Here is a 13661-nt window from a genome sequence, read left to right as displayed (position 1 = left end):
CCGAGCACCGAGCCCCCTGTTCGGTCAGGCCAGGCCCGCGACCAGTTCCGCGACGTCCTTGCGGCGGCCCGTGAAGAACGGGATCTCCTCGCGGACGTGGCGGCGGGCCTCGGAGCCGCGCAGGTGGCGCATGAGGTCGACGATGCGGTGCAGTTCGTCGGCCTCGAAGGCCAAGACCCACTCGTAGTCGCCGAGGGAGAACGAGGCGACCGTGTTGGCGCGCACGTCCGGGAAGCCGCGGGCCATCTTGCCGTGGTCGGCGAGCATGCGGCGGCGGTCCTCGTCGGCCAGCAGGTACCACTCGTAGGAGCGCACGAAGGGGTACACGCTGACGTAGTTGCGCGGCGTCTCGTCGGCGAGGAACGCGGGGATGTGCGAGCGGTTGAACTCGGCGGGACGGTGCAGCGCCATGTTCGACCAGACCGGCTCGAGCGCGCGGCCGAGCTTGGTGCGGCGGAAGAGGTTGTACGCCTCCTGCAGCTGGTCGGCGGTCTCCGCGTGCCACCAGATCATGAGGTCGGCGTCGGCGCGCAGGCCGGAGAGGTCGTACGTTCCGCGGATCGTCACGTCCTTCGCGGCGAGCTGGTCGAACAGCTCCTGGACCTCCTCGGCGTAGCCCGCACGGTCCTCGGGCAGCACGTCCTTCAGCTTGAAGACGGACCACAGCGTGTAGCGGATGACCTCGTTGAGATCCTTGGCCAGCTTGCCCTTGTTCGGGATCCTGCCGGGCTCGGTGGTGGGGGCGTCGTCACTCATGTCCCCTATTCTCCCGCTCCGCCGTGCAGACTCTGCACCGGGTTGGCGGTGAGCTCCTGCACACCGCTCAGGTCGCCTCCCAGCTGATCCACCGCCGCGTACGCGCTCGCGATGCACGCCGGGATGCCGACCCCGTCGAACTGCGCGCCGCACAGGGCGAGACCCGGCAGCTTGGCGACGTGCTCGCGGATGCGGGCCACGCGCGCGTGGTGGCCGACGGGATACTGCGGCAGGCCGTCGGTCCAGCGCGTCACGCGGGTTTCGACGGGGTCGGCGTCGAGGCCGGTGGCCTCGCGCAGGTCGCGGCGGGAGAGTTCGACCAGGTCGGCGTCCTCGCGCCCGAGGATCTCCGTCTCGCCGTAGCGCCCGACCGAGGTGCGCAGGACCAGCAGGCCGGGGTCGTCGTCGGCGATCCAGCCCCACTTCTGGGAGGCGAACGTCGACGCCTTGATGGTGTGCCCGTCGACCGGCGGCACGAGGAAGCCGCTGCCTTCTGGGAGGTCGGCCTCCGCGCGGCGGTAGGCCAGAGTGATCAGCGCCATGGAGGCGTACTCCACGGCGGCGAGCTCGGTCGCGGCTGCCGGGGCCTCGGCGCGCAGGAGCGCGGCGGCGGCCGGGGCGGGCACGGCGACGATCACGGCGTCCGCGCGCAGCTCGCGGTCACCGGCGACGACGCGCCAGGTCCCGCCGTCCGTGCGGCGCAGCTCCGTCACCGGCGCCCCGGTGACGACCTCGCCGCCCCGGGCCCGCACCGACTCGGCGACCGCGAGCGGCAGGCTGCCCACGCCGCCCTCGATGCCCATGAACACGGGACCGTTCTGCCGGGCCGCGGCGGCCCTGGCCTGGATCTCGCGGACCGCCTCGGTGAGCGAGTCGTGCGTCTGCGCGGCCTGGTAGAGCTGCGGGACCGCCGAGCGCATCGAGATGCGGTACGCGTCGCCCGCGTAGACACCGCCGAGCAGGGGTTCCACCAGGCGGTCGACGACCTCCCGGCCGAGCCGCGCCGCCACGTACTCCCCGACCGCCACGTCGTCACCGACCTCCGTGCGGGGCAGGTCGGTGTCGCGCTCGATGCGGGCGAGGCCCTCGTCGGACAGGACGCCGGCCAGGGCGGCGGCGGTCCCGGGGACGCCCATGACGTGGCCCTTGGGCATGGGGCGCAGGGCGCCGCGGGTCCAGATGGAGGCCGTGGCGGTGGCCGGCGGCCGGAGGCGGTCGCCGAGGCCCACCTCGCGCGCGAGGGCCACCGCTTCCGGCCTGCGGGCCAGCATGGACTCGGCGCCGAGGTCCACGCGCGTGCCCGCGATCTCGCCGGGCAGCAGCTTGCCGCCGACCCGGTCCGACGCCTCCAGCACGGTCACCCGCGCACCGCGCCCGAGCAGCCGGTGGGCCGCCGCCAGCCCGGCGATCCCGGCCCCGACGACGACGACCTGCCCCGCACCCGTACGGCTCTCCTCTTCGCGCATGTCCCCAGCCTCTCAGACCCCGCTGACAGACCATCCGCGCCCCGGTGTCCGTCACGAGTCCCGACCGTGACCGCATCGGGATCGCGCCGGTCCAACGTCCGGGCCCCTCCGGGCGTCCAAGAAGCGTCAGTCGTCACGACCCTCGGGGGTTCAGCACATGCGCTCACGGCATCCCGTACGACCCGTCCCGGCCCTGGCCGCGGTCCTGCTCACCGCGACTCTCGCGCTGACCGGATGCAGCGCGAGCGGCTCCGACTCCGGAGGCGGCGCGGCGAACGACAAGGCGGCCGCGCAGAGCGACGCGAAGGGGTCCGCGCCGGGCGGTGAGAAGGGCGCGAACGGCGCCAAGCCGGCCCAGGCGCCCAGGCTCACCAGCAGCATCATCCGCACCGCGTCGCTGACCGTGCAGGTCAAGGACGTACCGAAGGCCCTCGACGAGGCCCGCACCACCACCGAGGACGCGGGCGGCTACGTCGGCGACGAGACCACCACCCGCGACGAGAAGGGCCGCGAGCGCACCCGTGTCGTGCTGCGTGTGCCGGTGGAGAGGTACGACGAGGTCCTCGCCGCACTCCAGGGCACGGGCAAACTGCTCGACCGCACCGCGAAGGCCCAGGACGTCACGGACCAGGTCGTCGACGTCGACAGCCGCATCAAGTCGCAGCGCGCGAGCGTGGCCCGGGTCCGTGAGCTGATGGACCAGGCCACCAAGCTCAGCGACGTGGTGGAGCTGGAGGGCGAGTTGAGCAGCCGGGAGGCCGACCTGGAGGCGCTGCTCGCCCAGCAGGCGTCGCTGAAGGACCGCACGAGCCTCGCCACGATCACCCTGTCCCTGTCGGAGACCCCGGTGAAGGCTGCCGCCAAGGACGGGAGCCCCGGGTTCCTGGACGCGCTGGCGGGCGGCTGGGACGCGTTCGTGACGATGCTGCGCTGGCTGGCGGTGGCGATCGGCGCGGTGCTGCCGTTCGCCGCGGTGGCGGCCCTGGCCGTGCTGGCATGGCTGCGGCTGATCCGGCCCCGCCTGCCGCGCCGCCCGGCCCCCGCGCCCGCGACGAGCGCGCTCGGCCCGCTGCCGTCGGCCCCTCCCGTGCCGGGCAACAGCACGCGACGGGACGGCGACGAGCACTGAAATGGCCTGCCCTCGTAGCGTGTTCACATGAACATGAGCGCTGCGCGGGAACGACTGGTGGTGATCGGCGGCGACGCCGCGGGGATGTCCGCGGCGTCGCAGGCACGCCGGCTGAAGGGCCCCGACGAGCTGGAGATCGTCGCCTTCGAGCGCGGCCACTTCAGCTCCTACTCGGCGTGCGGCATCCCGTACTGGGTCGGCGGGGAGGTCGGCGAGCGGGACCGGCTGATCGCCCGTACGCCCGAGGAACACCGCGCGCGGGACATCGATCTGCGCATGCGGACGGAGGTCACGGAGATCGACGTGGCGGGCGGCCGGGTACGCGCGCGTGACGTCGATTCCGGGGCCGAGTCCTGGACGTCGTACGACAAGCTCGTGATCGCGACCGGCGCCCGCCCGATCCGCCCGGACATGCCGGGCGCCGACGCGGCCGGTGTGCACGGGGTGCAGACCCTGGACGACGGCCAGGCGCTGCTCGACTCGCTGGCACGCACGCGTGGCCGCCGCGCGGTGGTCGTCGGGGCGGGCTACATCGGCGTGGAGATGGCCGAGGCGCTCCTGAACCGCGGCTACGAGGTGACGGTCGTCAACCGCGGCAGCGAGCCCATGTCCACGCTCGACCCGGACATGGGCCGCCTGGTGCACGAGGCCATGGAGGGCCTGGGCATCACCATGGTCAACGACGCCGAGGTGACCAAGCTGCACACCCACGAGGACGGCCGGGTACGGGCGGTGGCCACGGAGGACGCCGAATATCCCGCGGACGTGGTGGTCCTGGGCATCGGAGTACGGCCGCAGACGACGCTCGCCCGGACGGCCGGACTCCCCGTCGGCGCCCACGGCGGCCTGCTCACCGACCTGGCCATGCGGGTGCGCGGGCACGAGAACATCTGGGCCGGCGGCGACTGCGTGGAGGTCCTCGACCTGGTCCTGGGCCAGGAGCGCCACATCGCCCTCGGCACCCACGCCAACAAGCACGGCCAGATCATCGGCACCAACGTCGGCGGCGGCTACGCCACCTTCCCCGGCGTCGTCGGCACCGCCGTCTCCAAGGTCTGCGACCTGGAGATCGCCCGCACGGGCCTGCGCGAGAAGGACGCGCGCAGGGCGGGCCTCCAGTTCGAGGCCGTCACCATCGAGTCGACGAGCCGGGCGGGCTACTACCCGGACTCCTCCCCCATGACGGTCAAAATGCTCGCCGAGCGCCGAACGGGCCGCCTGCTGGGCGTGCAGATCGTCGGCCGCGAGGGCGCGGGCAAGCGCGTCGACATCGCAGCGGTGGCCCTCACGGCCCGCATGACGGTGGAACAGATGACGGCCCTGGACCTGGGCTACGCCCCACCCTTCAGCCCGGTCTGGGACCCGGTACTGGTGGCGGCCCGCAAAGCGTCGAAGGCGGTGCAGCAGCGCCCCTGAAGGGGCGCGGGGAACTGCGCGACGAGCCACGACGAACCCGCGGCCGCCACCTCACCCGCGCCCCCACGGCGGACCGCTACGCGCTGCCGTTGATCCGCTCGATGGCCTGCCGGGCCTGCTCCGCCGGAGGCCGCGGCGGCAACGACGACACGGAGGCCGTGGAGGCCACAGCGGCCGGCTGCTCCCCGGCGGGTTTCGCGTGCGCGGCGCTCCGCACGGATCGCAGCCGGTGACTCACCGCCTCGTCGAGGGTCACCGGCCGCTGCATCTGCGAAGCGAGCCGCCCCGCCTCCTGGCCGAGCCGGGCGACGTCCTCCCACGGCAACTTCACCACCAGGGAGATCTCCGCCTCACCGTCGGGCGTGGCATGCATCGCAGGAGTAACTCGGTCGCTCATCGCCTGTTCCTCACGTCGTCCCCGCGACCCGCCTTCCCCGTGCCGCGGGCGGTTGACGATTCATACGCACGCGCGCGTGCCCGTGTTCACCGACGCACTCCGGCGTACCCGGCGCACGGGGAGGCACTATTTCCGACGGCCGGGGGCACTAATCCCTTGTGGTCATCCCCGTCCATGACGTGAACCCGGTGCGGCGCACCCCCTGGGTGACGTACGCGCTGATCGCCGCGAACGTCCTCGTCTTCCTGTCCATGCCCGGCCTCGCCGGTTCCGTGGTGGGCGACAGCAGCCTGGCGCAGACGTGTCATCTACAGGCGTTCCTGGACCACTACGCGGCCGTACCGCGGGAGTTGATCCACCATCAGATGGCGCGGCTGGTGCCCACGGGCGACGTCGGCGTGGGCGCGCACGGCGCGGGCTGCGTGGTGGCCCCGCCGTCCTACGACAAGTCCCCCGCGCTGTCCGTCCTCACCGCGATGTTCCTGCACGGCGGCTGGCTGCACCTGCTCGGCAACATGCTCTTCCTGCTGATCTTCGGCAACAACGTCGAGGACCGCATGGGCCACGTCAGGTACGCGCTCTTCTACGTCGTCTGCGGCTACGCGTCGGGATACGGCTTCGCGCTCCTCAACGCCGGTTCCGCCGACCCGCTGATCGGCGCGTCAGGAGCGATCGCCGGAGTCCTGGGCGCCTATCTGGTGCTGTATCCGAAGGCCAGGGTCTGGGTCCTGGTGCCGTTCCTGATCTTCCTGCCGCTGAGGCTGCCGGCCTGGCTGGTGCTGGGCTTCTGGTTCGTGCTCCAGGCCGTCTACTCGTCCGGCGAGGGCGTCTCCTCCGCGGGCACGGTGGCGTACGCCGCGCATGTCGTCGGCTTCCTGGCCGGGATGGCCCTCGCCTGGCCGCTGAAACCGGGCACGCCCCCGCCACCGGAACCGCGCGGCCTGCTGTTCGGCAGGAAGGCGCGGCCCCGGCACACGTGGTGAGTCAGCGGGCGGTGTGCGTGTGCACGTAGTCCACGAGGCGGGTCAGCGCGTCCGGGTCGGTGGACGGCATGACGCCGTGGCCGAGGTTGAAGACGTGGCCCTCCAGGCCGGCGGCCGAGTCGAGGACCTCGCGGGTCTTCGCCTCCACGGCCTCCGTGGAGGCGAACAGGACGGTCGGGTCGAGGTTGCCCTGCAGCGCCTTGCCGGGGCCGACCCGGCGGGCCGCCTCGTCGAGCGGGACGCGCCAGTCGACGCCGACGACGTCCGCGCCGGCCTCGCCCATCAGGCCGAGGAGTTCGCCGGTGCCGACGCCGAAGTGGATGCGCGGGACGCCGTATCCGGCGACGGCGTCGAAGACCTTGGCGGAGGCGGGCAGCACCGAGCGGCGGTAGTCGGCCGGGGCGAGGGCACCGGCCCAGGAGTCGAAGAGCTGGACCGCCGAGGCGCCGGCGTCGATCTGCACCTTCAGGAACGCGGCCGTGATCTCGGCGAGGCGGTCGAGCAGGTCGGCCCACAGCTCGGGGTCGCCGTACATCATCGCCTTGGCGTTCTCGTACGTGCGCGAGGGACCGCCCTCGACCAGGTAGCTCGCGAGGGTGAAAGGCGCGCCGGCGAAGCCGATGAGCGGGGTGGTGCCGAGTTCGCGGGTGAGCAGGCCGATCGCCTCGGTGACGTAGGAGACGTCCTCGGGCGTGAGGTCCCTGAGCTGGGCCAGGTCGGCGCGGGTGCGGACGGGGTGGGCGACGACCGGGCCGACGCCCGGCTTGATGTCGAGGTCGATGCCGATGGCCTTGAGCGGGACGACGATGTCGCTGTAGTAGATCGCCGCGTCCACGCCGTGCCGGCGCACCGGCTGGAGGGTGATCTCGGCGACCAGCTCGGGGCGCGCGCAGGATTCGAGCATCGGGATGCCCTCGCGGACCTTGCGGTACTCGGGCAGTGAGCGCCCGGCCTGGCGCATGAACCACACCGGCGTGTGCGGCACGGGCTCGCGCCTGCACGCCTTCAGGAAGGCCGACTCCTGGACCGGGTCGGGCGTGGCTGTCGGCAGCGTCTGGGCCTGGCCCGCGGGGCTCTCGTTCGCACTCACGACGGCAAGTCTCGCACGGCGGCGACGCGCCGAAGGCCGGGGTCGGTGGGGCACGATCCGGACAGGCGGCGCTCGCACGGGTGTCCCTCCCTGCGCGACGGCTCCGTTCCCTTTAATCTTCCCCGCATGGCTGCGGCTCAGGGACGACTGTCGGACGGCGCTGACGGAATGGGCGACACGGAGGGGGACCGGAATGCGGGCAGTGCGGCACCGCTGCCTTTCAGGGCCGCGGTCGATGCGCTGAGATCCGCGCGGCTGCGGCCGCAGATCGAGGTGGAGGCGACCCGCGCGCCGCAGCGGCTCGCCGCGTTCGCGTACGCGCTGGAGGCGACGGTCGTCGACGGCGACCAGGACCTGGCCGACGGCCGGCTGGTGCTGCTGCACGAACCGGACGGGCACGACGCCTGGCGCGGCACCTTCCGCCTGGTGACGCTGGTGCGCGCGGAGCTGGAGCCGGAGATGGCCGCGGACCCGCTGCTGCCCGACGTGTGCTGGGCCTGGCTGACCGGCGCGCTCCAGGCGCGCGGGCTGTCGTGCGGCGAACCGAGCGGCACCGTCACGCGCGCGAGCTCGCACTACTTCGGCGGGCTGGCGGAGCGCCCGGCCGCCTCGCAGATCGAGATCCGTGCGTCCTGGACGCCCCGCGAGGGCCTGGGCGGCGTTCCCGACACGGCGGCCCACCTGGCCGCCTGGTGCGATCTGCTGGCCCAGGTCGCGGGCCTGCCGCCGGCCGGTCCGGGCGACGCGTCGATCGTGACGCTGCCGCAGCGACGGGACCCGCAGGCGCGCTGACCCTCACCTCACGGAGTGCCACTTCATTGACCGTCACTTTGTCGATTCGGCCACTTTCAATCACGACCAGGTTCTCCGACGAACCGATTCGTTCAACAAGTGATCGATCGCTTGTCCGAATTGCACAGATTGTTACTCACTAAATCGTGATCTTTCCCTAAAGGACTCCGGGTTCGGTGCCGAAGACGACTGTGACCTTGAAAGCCGTCCCGCACCCCAGGAGGCCTGGTGTCCGTTCTCCTCGAGCAGCCCGCAAGCCTGGTCGCCTACCGTCCGAACAAGCCGACCGCCATGGTGGTCGTGGCCGACCCGCGCGTCCGCTCCACCGTCACCCGCCACCTGTGGGCCCTCGGTGTGCGCGACGTCATCGAAGCCTCGTCCATCGCGGAGGCACGTCCGCGCATCGGCAACCCCCGCGACATCTGCGTCGCCGACGTCCATCTGCCCGACGGCTCCGGCCTGACCATCCTCTCGGAGACCCGCGCGGCGGGCTGGCCCAACGGCCTCGCCCTGTCCGCCGCCGACGACATCGGCGCCGTGCGCAACGCCCTCGCGGGCGGGGTCAAGGGCTACGTCGTCACCGGCACCCGTACCAACGTCGGGCTCCCCACCCGGCCCGGTGCCGCCCCCATCGGCTCAGCCGCCGCCCGTATGCACCGCCGCCCCCCGGGTACCCCGAGCCACCCGGGTGGCTACCGCGAGCTCTCCGGCCGTGAGGTCGAGGTGCTGCGGCTGGTCGCAGAGGGCCAGTCGAACAAGGCGATCGGCGTCTCGATGGGCCTGTCCGCACTGACCGTCAAGAGCCACCTCGCCCGCATCGCCCGCAAGCTCGGCACGGGAGACCGCGCCGGCATGGTCGCGGTCGCCCTGCGGACCGGCATCATCCACTGACCCGAACGCTCAGCCTCACCTGCCGCGCGTCCCGCCTCCCGTCCCCCGTACATCTCACCCATTCACGGACGTGAATGGAATCGGCCGCTGATTCCCCCGCCCGTGTCCCACCTGTCGTGAACCAGACCTTTCACCGACCTGACTGGTTTACGACCCCCAGGCGCCCGTCGACGGAACGTTACGTCGGCGGGCGCTGTCCATACACAGATACTCTTGACAGGTGACCGACGCCCAAGAGACCGCAGCAGACAGCTCACTGCGAACCACCGGAGGCGCCCCTCCGGAAGACGGCGGAACATCTGTTACCGGGGCGCCGAAACCAGAGCCGATCCCTTTGCTGGAGCCGCGCGAAGGCATCCCGCCCGTGATCGCCGACGCCAGCTCGCTGGCCGACGTGGTCGCCGCCTTCGCGGGCGGCTCGGGCCCCGTGGCCGTCGACGCGGAGCGCGCCTCCGGCTACCGCTACGGCCAGCGCGCCTATCTGGTGCAGCTGCGCCGCGACGGCGCCGGCACCGCGCTGATCGATCCCGTGGCCTGTCCTGATCTGTCCTCGCTCGGCGAGGCGCTCACCGGCGTCGAGTGGGACCTGCACGCCGCCACGCAGGATCTGCCGTGTCTGCGCGAGATAGGCATGGTGCCGACGCGGCTGTTCGACACCGAGCTCGCCGGCCGGCTCGCCGGGTTCCCCAGGGTGGGTCTCGGCGCCATGGTCGAGAACGTCCTCGGCTTCGTACTCGAGAAGGGCCACTCCGCCGTCGACTGGTCGACCCGTCCGCTGCCCGAGCCGTGGCTGCGGTACGCGGCGCTGGACGTCGAGCTGCTCGTGGATCTGCGCGACGCGCTGGAGAAGGAGCTCGACCGGCAGGGCAAGCTCGAATGGGCCCACCAGGAGTTCGACGCGATCGCCTCGGCCCCGCCGCCGGAGCCCCGCAAGGATCCCTGGCGCCGTACGTCCGGGATGCACAAGGTGCGCCGGCGCCGGCAGCTCGCCGTGGTGCGGGAGCTGTGGCAGACCCGGGACCGGATCGCCCAGCGGCGGGACGTGTCCCCCGGGAAGGTGCTCGGTGACGCGGCCATCGTCGAGGCCGCGCTCTCCCTGCCGGCCGACGTGCAGGCCCTCGCCGCGCTGAACGGCTTCGGGAACCGGATGGGCCGGCGCCAGCTGGAGCAGTGGCAGGCGGCCGTGGACCGTGCGAAGTCCCTGTCGGAGACGCAGTTGCCGGCGCCGGGACAGCCCGTCACGGGGCCTCCGCCGCCGCGGGCCTGGGCGGACAAGGACCCGGCGGCGGCCGCGCGGCTCTCGGCGGCCCGGGCCGCCGTGTCCGGGGTGGCCGAGCGGCTGAACATGCCGCAGGAGAACCTGATCACTCCGGATACGGTGCGGCGGGTGTGCTGGGAGCCGCCGAAGGTCGTCGACGGGGAATCCGTCGGTGCGGCGCTTGCGGGGTACGGGGCTCGGCCTTGGCAGGTTGAGCAGGTGACGCCGGTTCTGGTGGCCGCGCTGTCCGCCTAGCCGCCCCCGAAGGCCGGGGCGGGAGGCCCGTTCACCGCGTCGCCCCTCTCGTGAAGCCGTTGTAGATGTACCTCTGCAGGCAGAGGAAGACGATCAAGGTCGGCAGGATGACGAGGATCGCTCCTGCCGAGATCGTTTCCCAGTGGGCGCCGAAGGGGCCCTTGAAGCGGAAGAGGGACGTCGAGATCACGCCAAGATCCTGGGACGGCATGTAGAGGAAGGGGATGTAGAAGTCGTTGTAGACGGTGATCCCCTTCACGATCACCACGGTGGCGATCGCCGGTTTCAGGAGCGGGAAGATGATCTTGCGGTAGATCGTGAAGGCGTTTGCGCCGTCGATGCGGGCCGCCTCGTCGAGCGAGGTCGGGATGGACCGGACGAACTGCAGGAAGATGTAGATCGAGACGATGTCCGTGCCCATGTAGAGGGCGATCGGCGCCCAGCGGGTGTTGAACATCCCGAAGCTGTTGACGATCTGGAAGGTCGCCACCTGGGTGGTGACCCCCGGGACCAGTGCGGCCAGCAGGAACAGCGCGACGACCAGCTTCTTGAAGCGGAAGGTGAAACGGTCGATGGCGTAGGCCGTCATCGAGCCGATGAGAACCGTGCCGCCGACGGCGAAGACCAGGATGAAGGCCGTGTTGCCGAAGGCCGCGAGCATGTGCCCGTCCTGGAACGCGGTCACGTAGTTGTGGACGTTGAGCGGGTCGCCGGGGAGCGAGAGGGCTCCGCTGCCGTTCGCCATCTCCTTGTCGGTCTTGAGAGAGGTCAGGAGGACCACGCCGAGGGGGAGCAGGACCACCACGGCCGCGGTGATCAGCGACAGGTACATCAGGGTGCGGGTCACCGTTCGGCGCGTCATACGAGGTCCACTCCCTTGTCGACGGAGTCGGGGACGAGGCGGCGCTGCACCCAGGTCACCGCCAGGATGATCAGCAGCAGCACGACCGCGGCCGCCGAGGCGAGTCCCGTCTTGTTGAACTGGAAGGCGAGCTTGACGGTCTGGATCACGAAGGTCTCGGTGCCGGTCGCGCCGCCGGTCATGATGTACGGGATCTCGAAGGCCGACAGCGAGCCCGAGACGGACAGGATCACCGTCAGCGCCAGGACCGGGCGGATGCCGGGCGCGATGATGTGACGGAACTGCTGCCAGCGGTTCGCGCCGTCCAGTTCGGCCGCCTCGTACAGCTCCCCCGGGATGGACTGGATCGCGCCCAGGAACAGCACGAAGTTCAGGCCCGTGTAGCGCCAGACCGAGACGCCGGCGAGGGAGATGTTCGCCGAGACCGGGGTGCCGAGCCAGGAGTGGTCGGAGTGGTGGCCGAACAGGCCGAGGACCGAGTCGAGGGTGCCGCCGTCCTGGAAGAAGTAGAGGAAGACGAAGCCGATCGCCACCCCGTTGATCAGGTACGGGAAGAACAGCACGCCCTTGAAGAAGTTCCGGAAGCGGACGTGGAAGCTGAGGATCGTGGCGAAGTAGAGCGCCGCGACGATCTGGACCGCGGAGGCGGCGAGATAGTAGCCGCTGACCCAGAAGACCTCGAACAGGTCGGGGCGGGTGAAGAGTTCGGTGTAGTTGTGGGCGCCCGTGTAGTGCAGTTCGGGGCTCACCCCGTCCCAGTCGGTGAAGCTGTACGCCAGCATGTTGGCGATCGGCGCGTAGGTGAAGGTGATCAGCAGGGCGAGCGGGGCCAGCAGGAACAGCCAGGGGGTCAGGCCCCGCCACACCCGGGTGCCCCGTGGGGCCGGGGCCGCCGCGGGGGCGGTCGGCATCGGCCCCACGGCGGCGACGGCCGCCTTGTGGGTGGTGTCCGTCATCAGGACCCCACGGTCTTCCGGGCCTCGGTCCACTTCTTGCCGAGGCCGGCCAGGAAGTCGTCCAGGCTGCCCTTGCGGGCGCCACGTGCGAGGTCGACCAGGTCCTGGCGGTAGTCGGGCTTGTAGATGCCGACCTCCGACTGGTCGTCTATCTCCTTGACCTGGGCGCCCTTGGCGTCGCTCACCTCGATGAACTTCACGCCCGCGTCCTCGTACGGCTTCATGACGGTGGGCAGGGGCGCGTCCTTGAGCGGGGAGATCGCCAGGTTGTCCTTGTCGTAGCCGGACTTGTCGGTGAACCAGTCGATCCAGGCGCGGGCGGCCGCCTTGTGCGAGGAGTGGACGTTGACGGCCTGGTTGTAGTCGGGCGCCACCACCGCGCAGAACTTGCCGCCCACTTGGGCCGGGAAGGGCATGAAGCCGATGTCGTCGGGATTCACGGCGGCCTTCCGCGCGGCATCCTGGAACTGGATGATCGCCCAGGTGCCGAGCCACTGCGTGGCGATCTTCCCCTTCGCCAACTCGGGCTTGGAAAGCTCCCAGTTGGTGGTCGCCGGGTCCTTCTCCGCCAGGCCCTGGTGGACGATGTCGTAGAGGAGCGTGTCGCCGACGCGCAGGTCGCTGCCCTTGGTCCAGGGGTCGCCCTCGGCCAGCTTGGTGGTGGCCTGGGTGTCGCAGGTGACGGAGCCGTTCACGGACGTCCAGGAGGTCAGCGGCCACTGCGCGGCGAAGTTCGTGTAGTACGGGACCGCGTCCGTCCTGGACTTGATGGCCTTGAGGTCGGTGAGGAACTCGGCCGGTGTGGTGGGCCACCTGGTAACGCCCGCCCGGCTCCAGACCTTCTTGTTGTAGACGAAGCCCGGGGTCACGCCGATCGGGCTCTGCCCGTAGACCTTGCCGCCGACGGTGGTGAAGTCGGTGAAGCGGTACTTCTTGGCGCGTTCGGCACGGGTGCCGAGGGACGCGAAGAACTTCGGGTAGTCGTTCTTCTTGATGACCGAGGGGATCATCAGGACGTCGCCGTAGTTCTCCGTGTTCATCCGAATCTTGACCTCGGCCTCGTAGTTGGTGAGGGCCTCGAACTCGACCTTGACCTTCGGGTACGTCTGGTTGAACGCGGCGGCGTACTTCTTCATCGTGCCGTCCTGCACGAGGTCGGTCCGCTGGGTGAGGACCCTGATGGTTCCGCTCACTTTTGACGGGTCGTCAGGCGCCTTTGCCTCCGCGCCCTTCGTAGTGCCTGCGGTGCCGGTGCATCCCGCGAGCAGCAGGGCGGCCGAGGCGGCGACGGTGAGGACTGTACGGCGGTTCATGTGCATCAGCTCCGTTCATGGGACGGACGAGCACGAGCGGGTTGGCTGGTTCGGTACTCTGACAACGTTTTCTTAACCGGTAAAGTCCCTATTCCGC

At 71.0% G+C, this 13661-nt stretch carries 13 protein-coding genes; 6 read left to right on the top strand and 7 right to left on the bottom strand.

The features are described 5' to 3' along the window. Positions 1–24 precede the first annotated feature (24 nt). Together hemQ and hemG are read right to left on the bottom strand one after the other, a co-directional pair. Positions 25–756 carry a hydrogen peroxide-dependent heme synthase gene (gene hemQ / locus ACIBN2_RS06765; RefSeq protein ID WP_399133118.1) on the bottom strand — a complete coding sequence of 244 codons (732 nt, stop codon included), beginning with the start codon at positions 754–756 and terminating at the stop codon, positions 25–27. Positions 757–761: 5 nt separating this feature from the next. Then, positions 762–2222, bottom strand: coding sequence for a protoporphyrinogen oxidase (gene hemG, locus ACIBN2_RS06760; protein WP_399133116.1), 1461 nt, complete (start codon positions 2220–2222; stop codon positions 762–764). Positions 2223–2379: 157 nt separating this feature from the next. On the opposite strand from hemG, the gene ACIBN2_RS06755 reads away from it, so the two are divergent. Together ACIBN2_RS06755 and ACIBN2_RS06750 are read left to right on the top strand one after the other, a co-directional pair. Continuing rightward, positions 2380–3351, top strand: a complete 972-nt coding sequence (locus ACIBN2_RS06755; RefSeq protein ID WP_399133115.1) for a DUF4349 domain-containing protein — start codon at positions 2380–2382, stop codon at positions 3349–3351. A gap of 27 nt (positions 3352–3378) precedes the next feature. Further along, positions 3379–4767, top strand: coding sequence for an FAD-dependent oxidoreductase (locus ACIBN2_RS06750; protein ID WP_399133114.1), 1389 nt, complete (start codon positions 3379–3381; stop codon positions 4765–4767). 76 nt (positions 4768–4843) lie between these two features. On the opposite strand, the gene ACIBN2_RS06745 is transcribed toward ACIBN2_RS06750, so the two are convergent. Further along, positions 4844–5164 carry a hypothetical protein gene (locus ACIBN2_RS06745; RefSeq protein WP_399133113.1) on the bottom strand — a complete coding sequence of 107 codons (321 nt, stop codon included), beginning with the start codon at positions 5162–5164 and terminating at the stop codon, positions 4844–4846. 158 nt (positions 5165–5322) lie between these two features. On the opposite strand from ACIBN2_RS06745, the gene ACIBN2_RS06740 reads away from it, so the two are divergent. Continuing rightward, complete coding sequence (locus tag ACIBN2_RS06740; RefSeq protein WP_399133112.1) at positions 5323–6147, top strand: rhomboid family intramembrane serine protease; 825 nt, start codon at positions 5323–5325, stop codon at positions 6145–6147. A gap of 1 nt (position 6148) precedes the next feature. On the opposite strand, the gene hemE is transcribed toward ACIBN2_RS06740, so the two are convergent. Further along, entirely contained in the window at positions 6149–7237 is a 1089-nt protein-coding gene (gene hemE / locus ACIBN2_RS06735) for a uroporphyrinogen decarboxylase (protein ID WP_399133111.1), read from the bottom strand. A 126-nt stretch (positions 7238–7363) separates the two neighbouring features. Here hemE and ACIBN2_RS06730 point away from each other — a divergent pair, with 126 nt between their 5' ends. The 3 genes from ACIBN2_RS06730 to ACIBN2_RS06720 all read left to right on the top strand — a co-directional run bounded on the left by ACIBN2_RS06730 (position 7364) and on the right by ACIBN2_RS06720 (position 10433). Further along, entirely contained in the window at positions 7364–8029 is a 666-nt protein-coding gene (locus tag ACIBN2_RS06730; RefSeq protein WP_399133110.1) for a DUF3000 domain-containing protein, read from the top strand. Positions 8030–8257: 228 nt separating this feature from the next. Then, positions 8258–8920 carry a LuxR C-terminal-related transcriptional regulator gene (locus ACIBN2_RS06725; protein WP_393863931.1) on the top strand — a complete coding sequence of 221 codons (663 nt, stop codon included), beginning with the start codon at positions 8258–8260 and terminating at the stop codon, positions 8918–8920. Between the two features lie 220 nt (positions 8921–9140). After that, the gene (locus tag ACIBN2_RS06720; RefSeq protein ID WP_399133109.1) at positions 9141–10433 is read left to right on the top strand and encodes a ribonuclease D; all 1293 of its coding nucleotides are present in this window, start codon (positions 9141–9143) and stop codon (positions 10431–10433) included. Positions 10434–10464: 31 nt separating this feature from the next. Here the strand turns inward: ACIBN2_RS06720 and ACIBN2_RS06715 are convergent, their stop codons facing one another. Genes ACIBN2_RS06715 through ACIBN2_RS06705 form a run of 3 tightly spaced genes read right to left on the bottom strand, consistent with a single transcriptional unit; the run spans position 10465 to position 13564 of the window. Continuing rightward, positions 10465–11295, bottom strand: coding sequence for a carbohydrate ABC transporter permease (locus ACIBN2_RS06715; RefSeq protein ID WP_399133108.1), 831 nt, complete (start codon positions 11293–11295; stop codon positions 10465–10467). Then, positions 11292–12251, bottom strand: a complete 960-nt coding sequence (locus tag ACIBN2_RS06710; RefSeq protein WP_399133107.1) for a carbohydrate ABC transporter permease — start codon at positions 12249–12251, stop codon at positions 11292–11294. The genes ACIBN2_RS06715 and ACIBN2_RS06710 overlap by 4 nt, the downstream gene beginning before the upstream one ends. Continuing rightward, the gene (locus tag ACIBN2_RS06705; protein WP_399133106.1) at positions 12251–13564 is read right to left on the bottom strand and encodes an ABC transporter substrate-binding protein; all 1314 of its coding nucleotides are present in this window, start codon (positions 13562–13564) and stop codon (positions 12251–12253) included. The genes ACIBN2_RS06710 and ACIBN2_RS06705 overlap by 1 nt, the downstream gene beginning before the upstream one ends. Between the last annotated feature and the right edge of the window lie 97 nt (positions 13565–13661).

The organism is Streptomyces sp. NPDC050534, assembly GCF_044457745.1.
Classification (GTDB): domain Bacteria; phylum Actinomycetota; class Actinomycetes; order Streptomycetales; family Streptomycetaceae; genus Streptomyces.
Note: the sequence above shows the minus strand (reverse complement) of the source record. Positions and strands in the feature narration are given on the sequence as shown.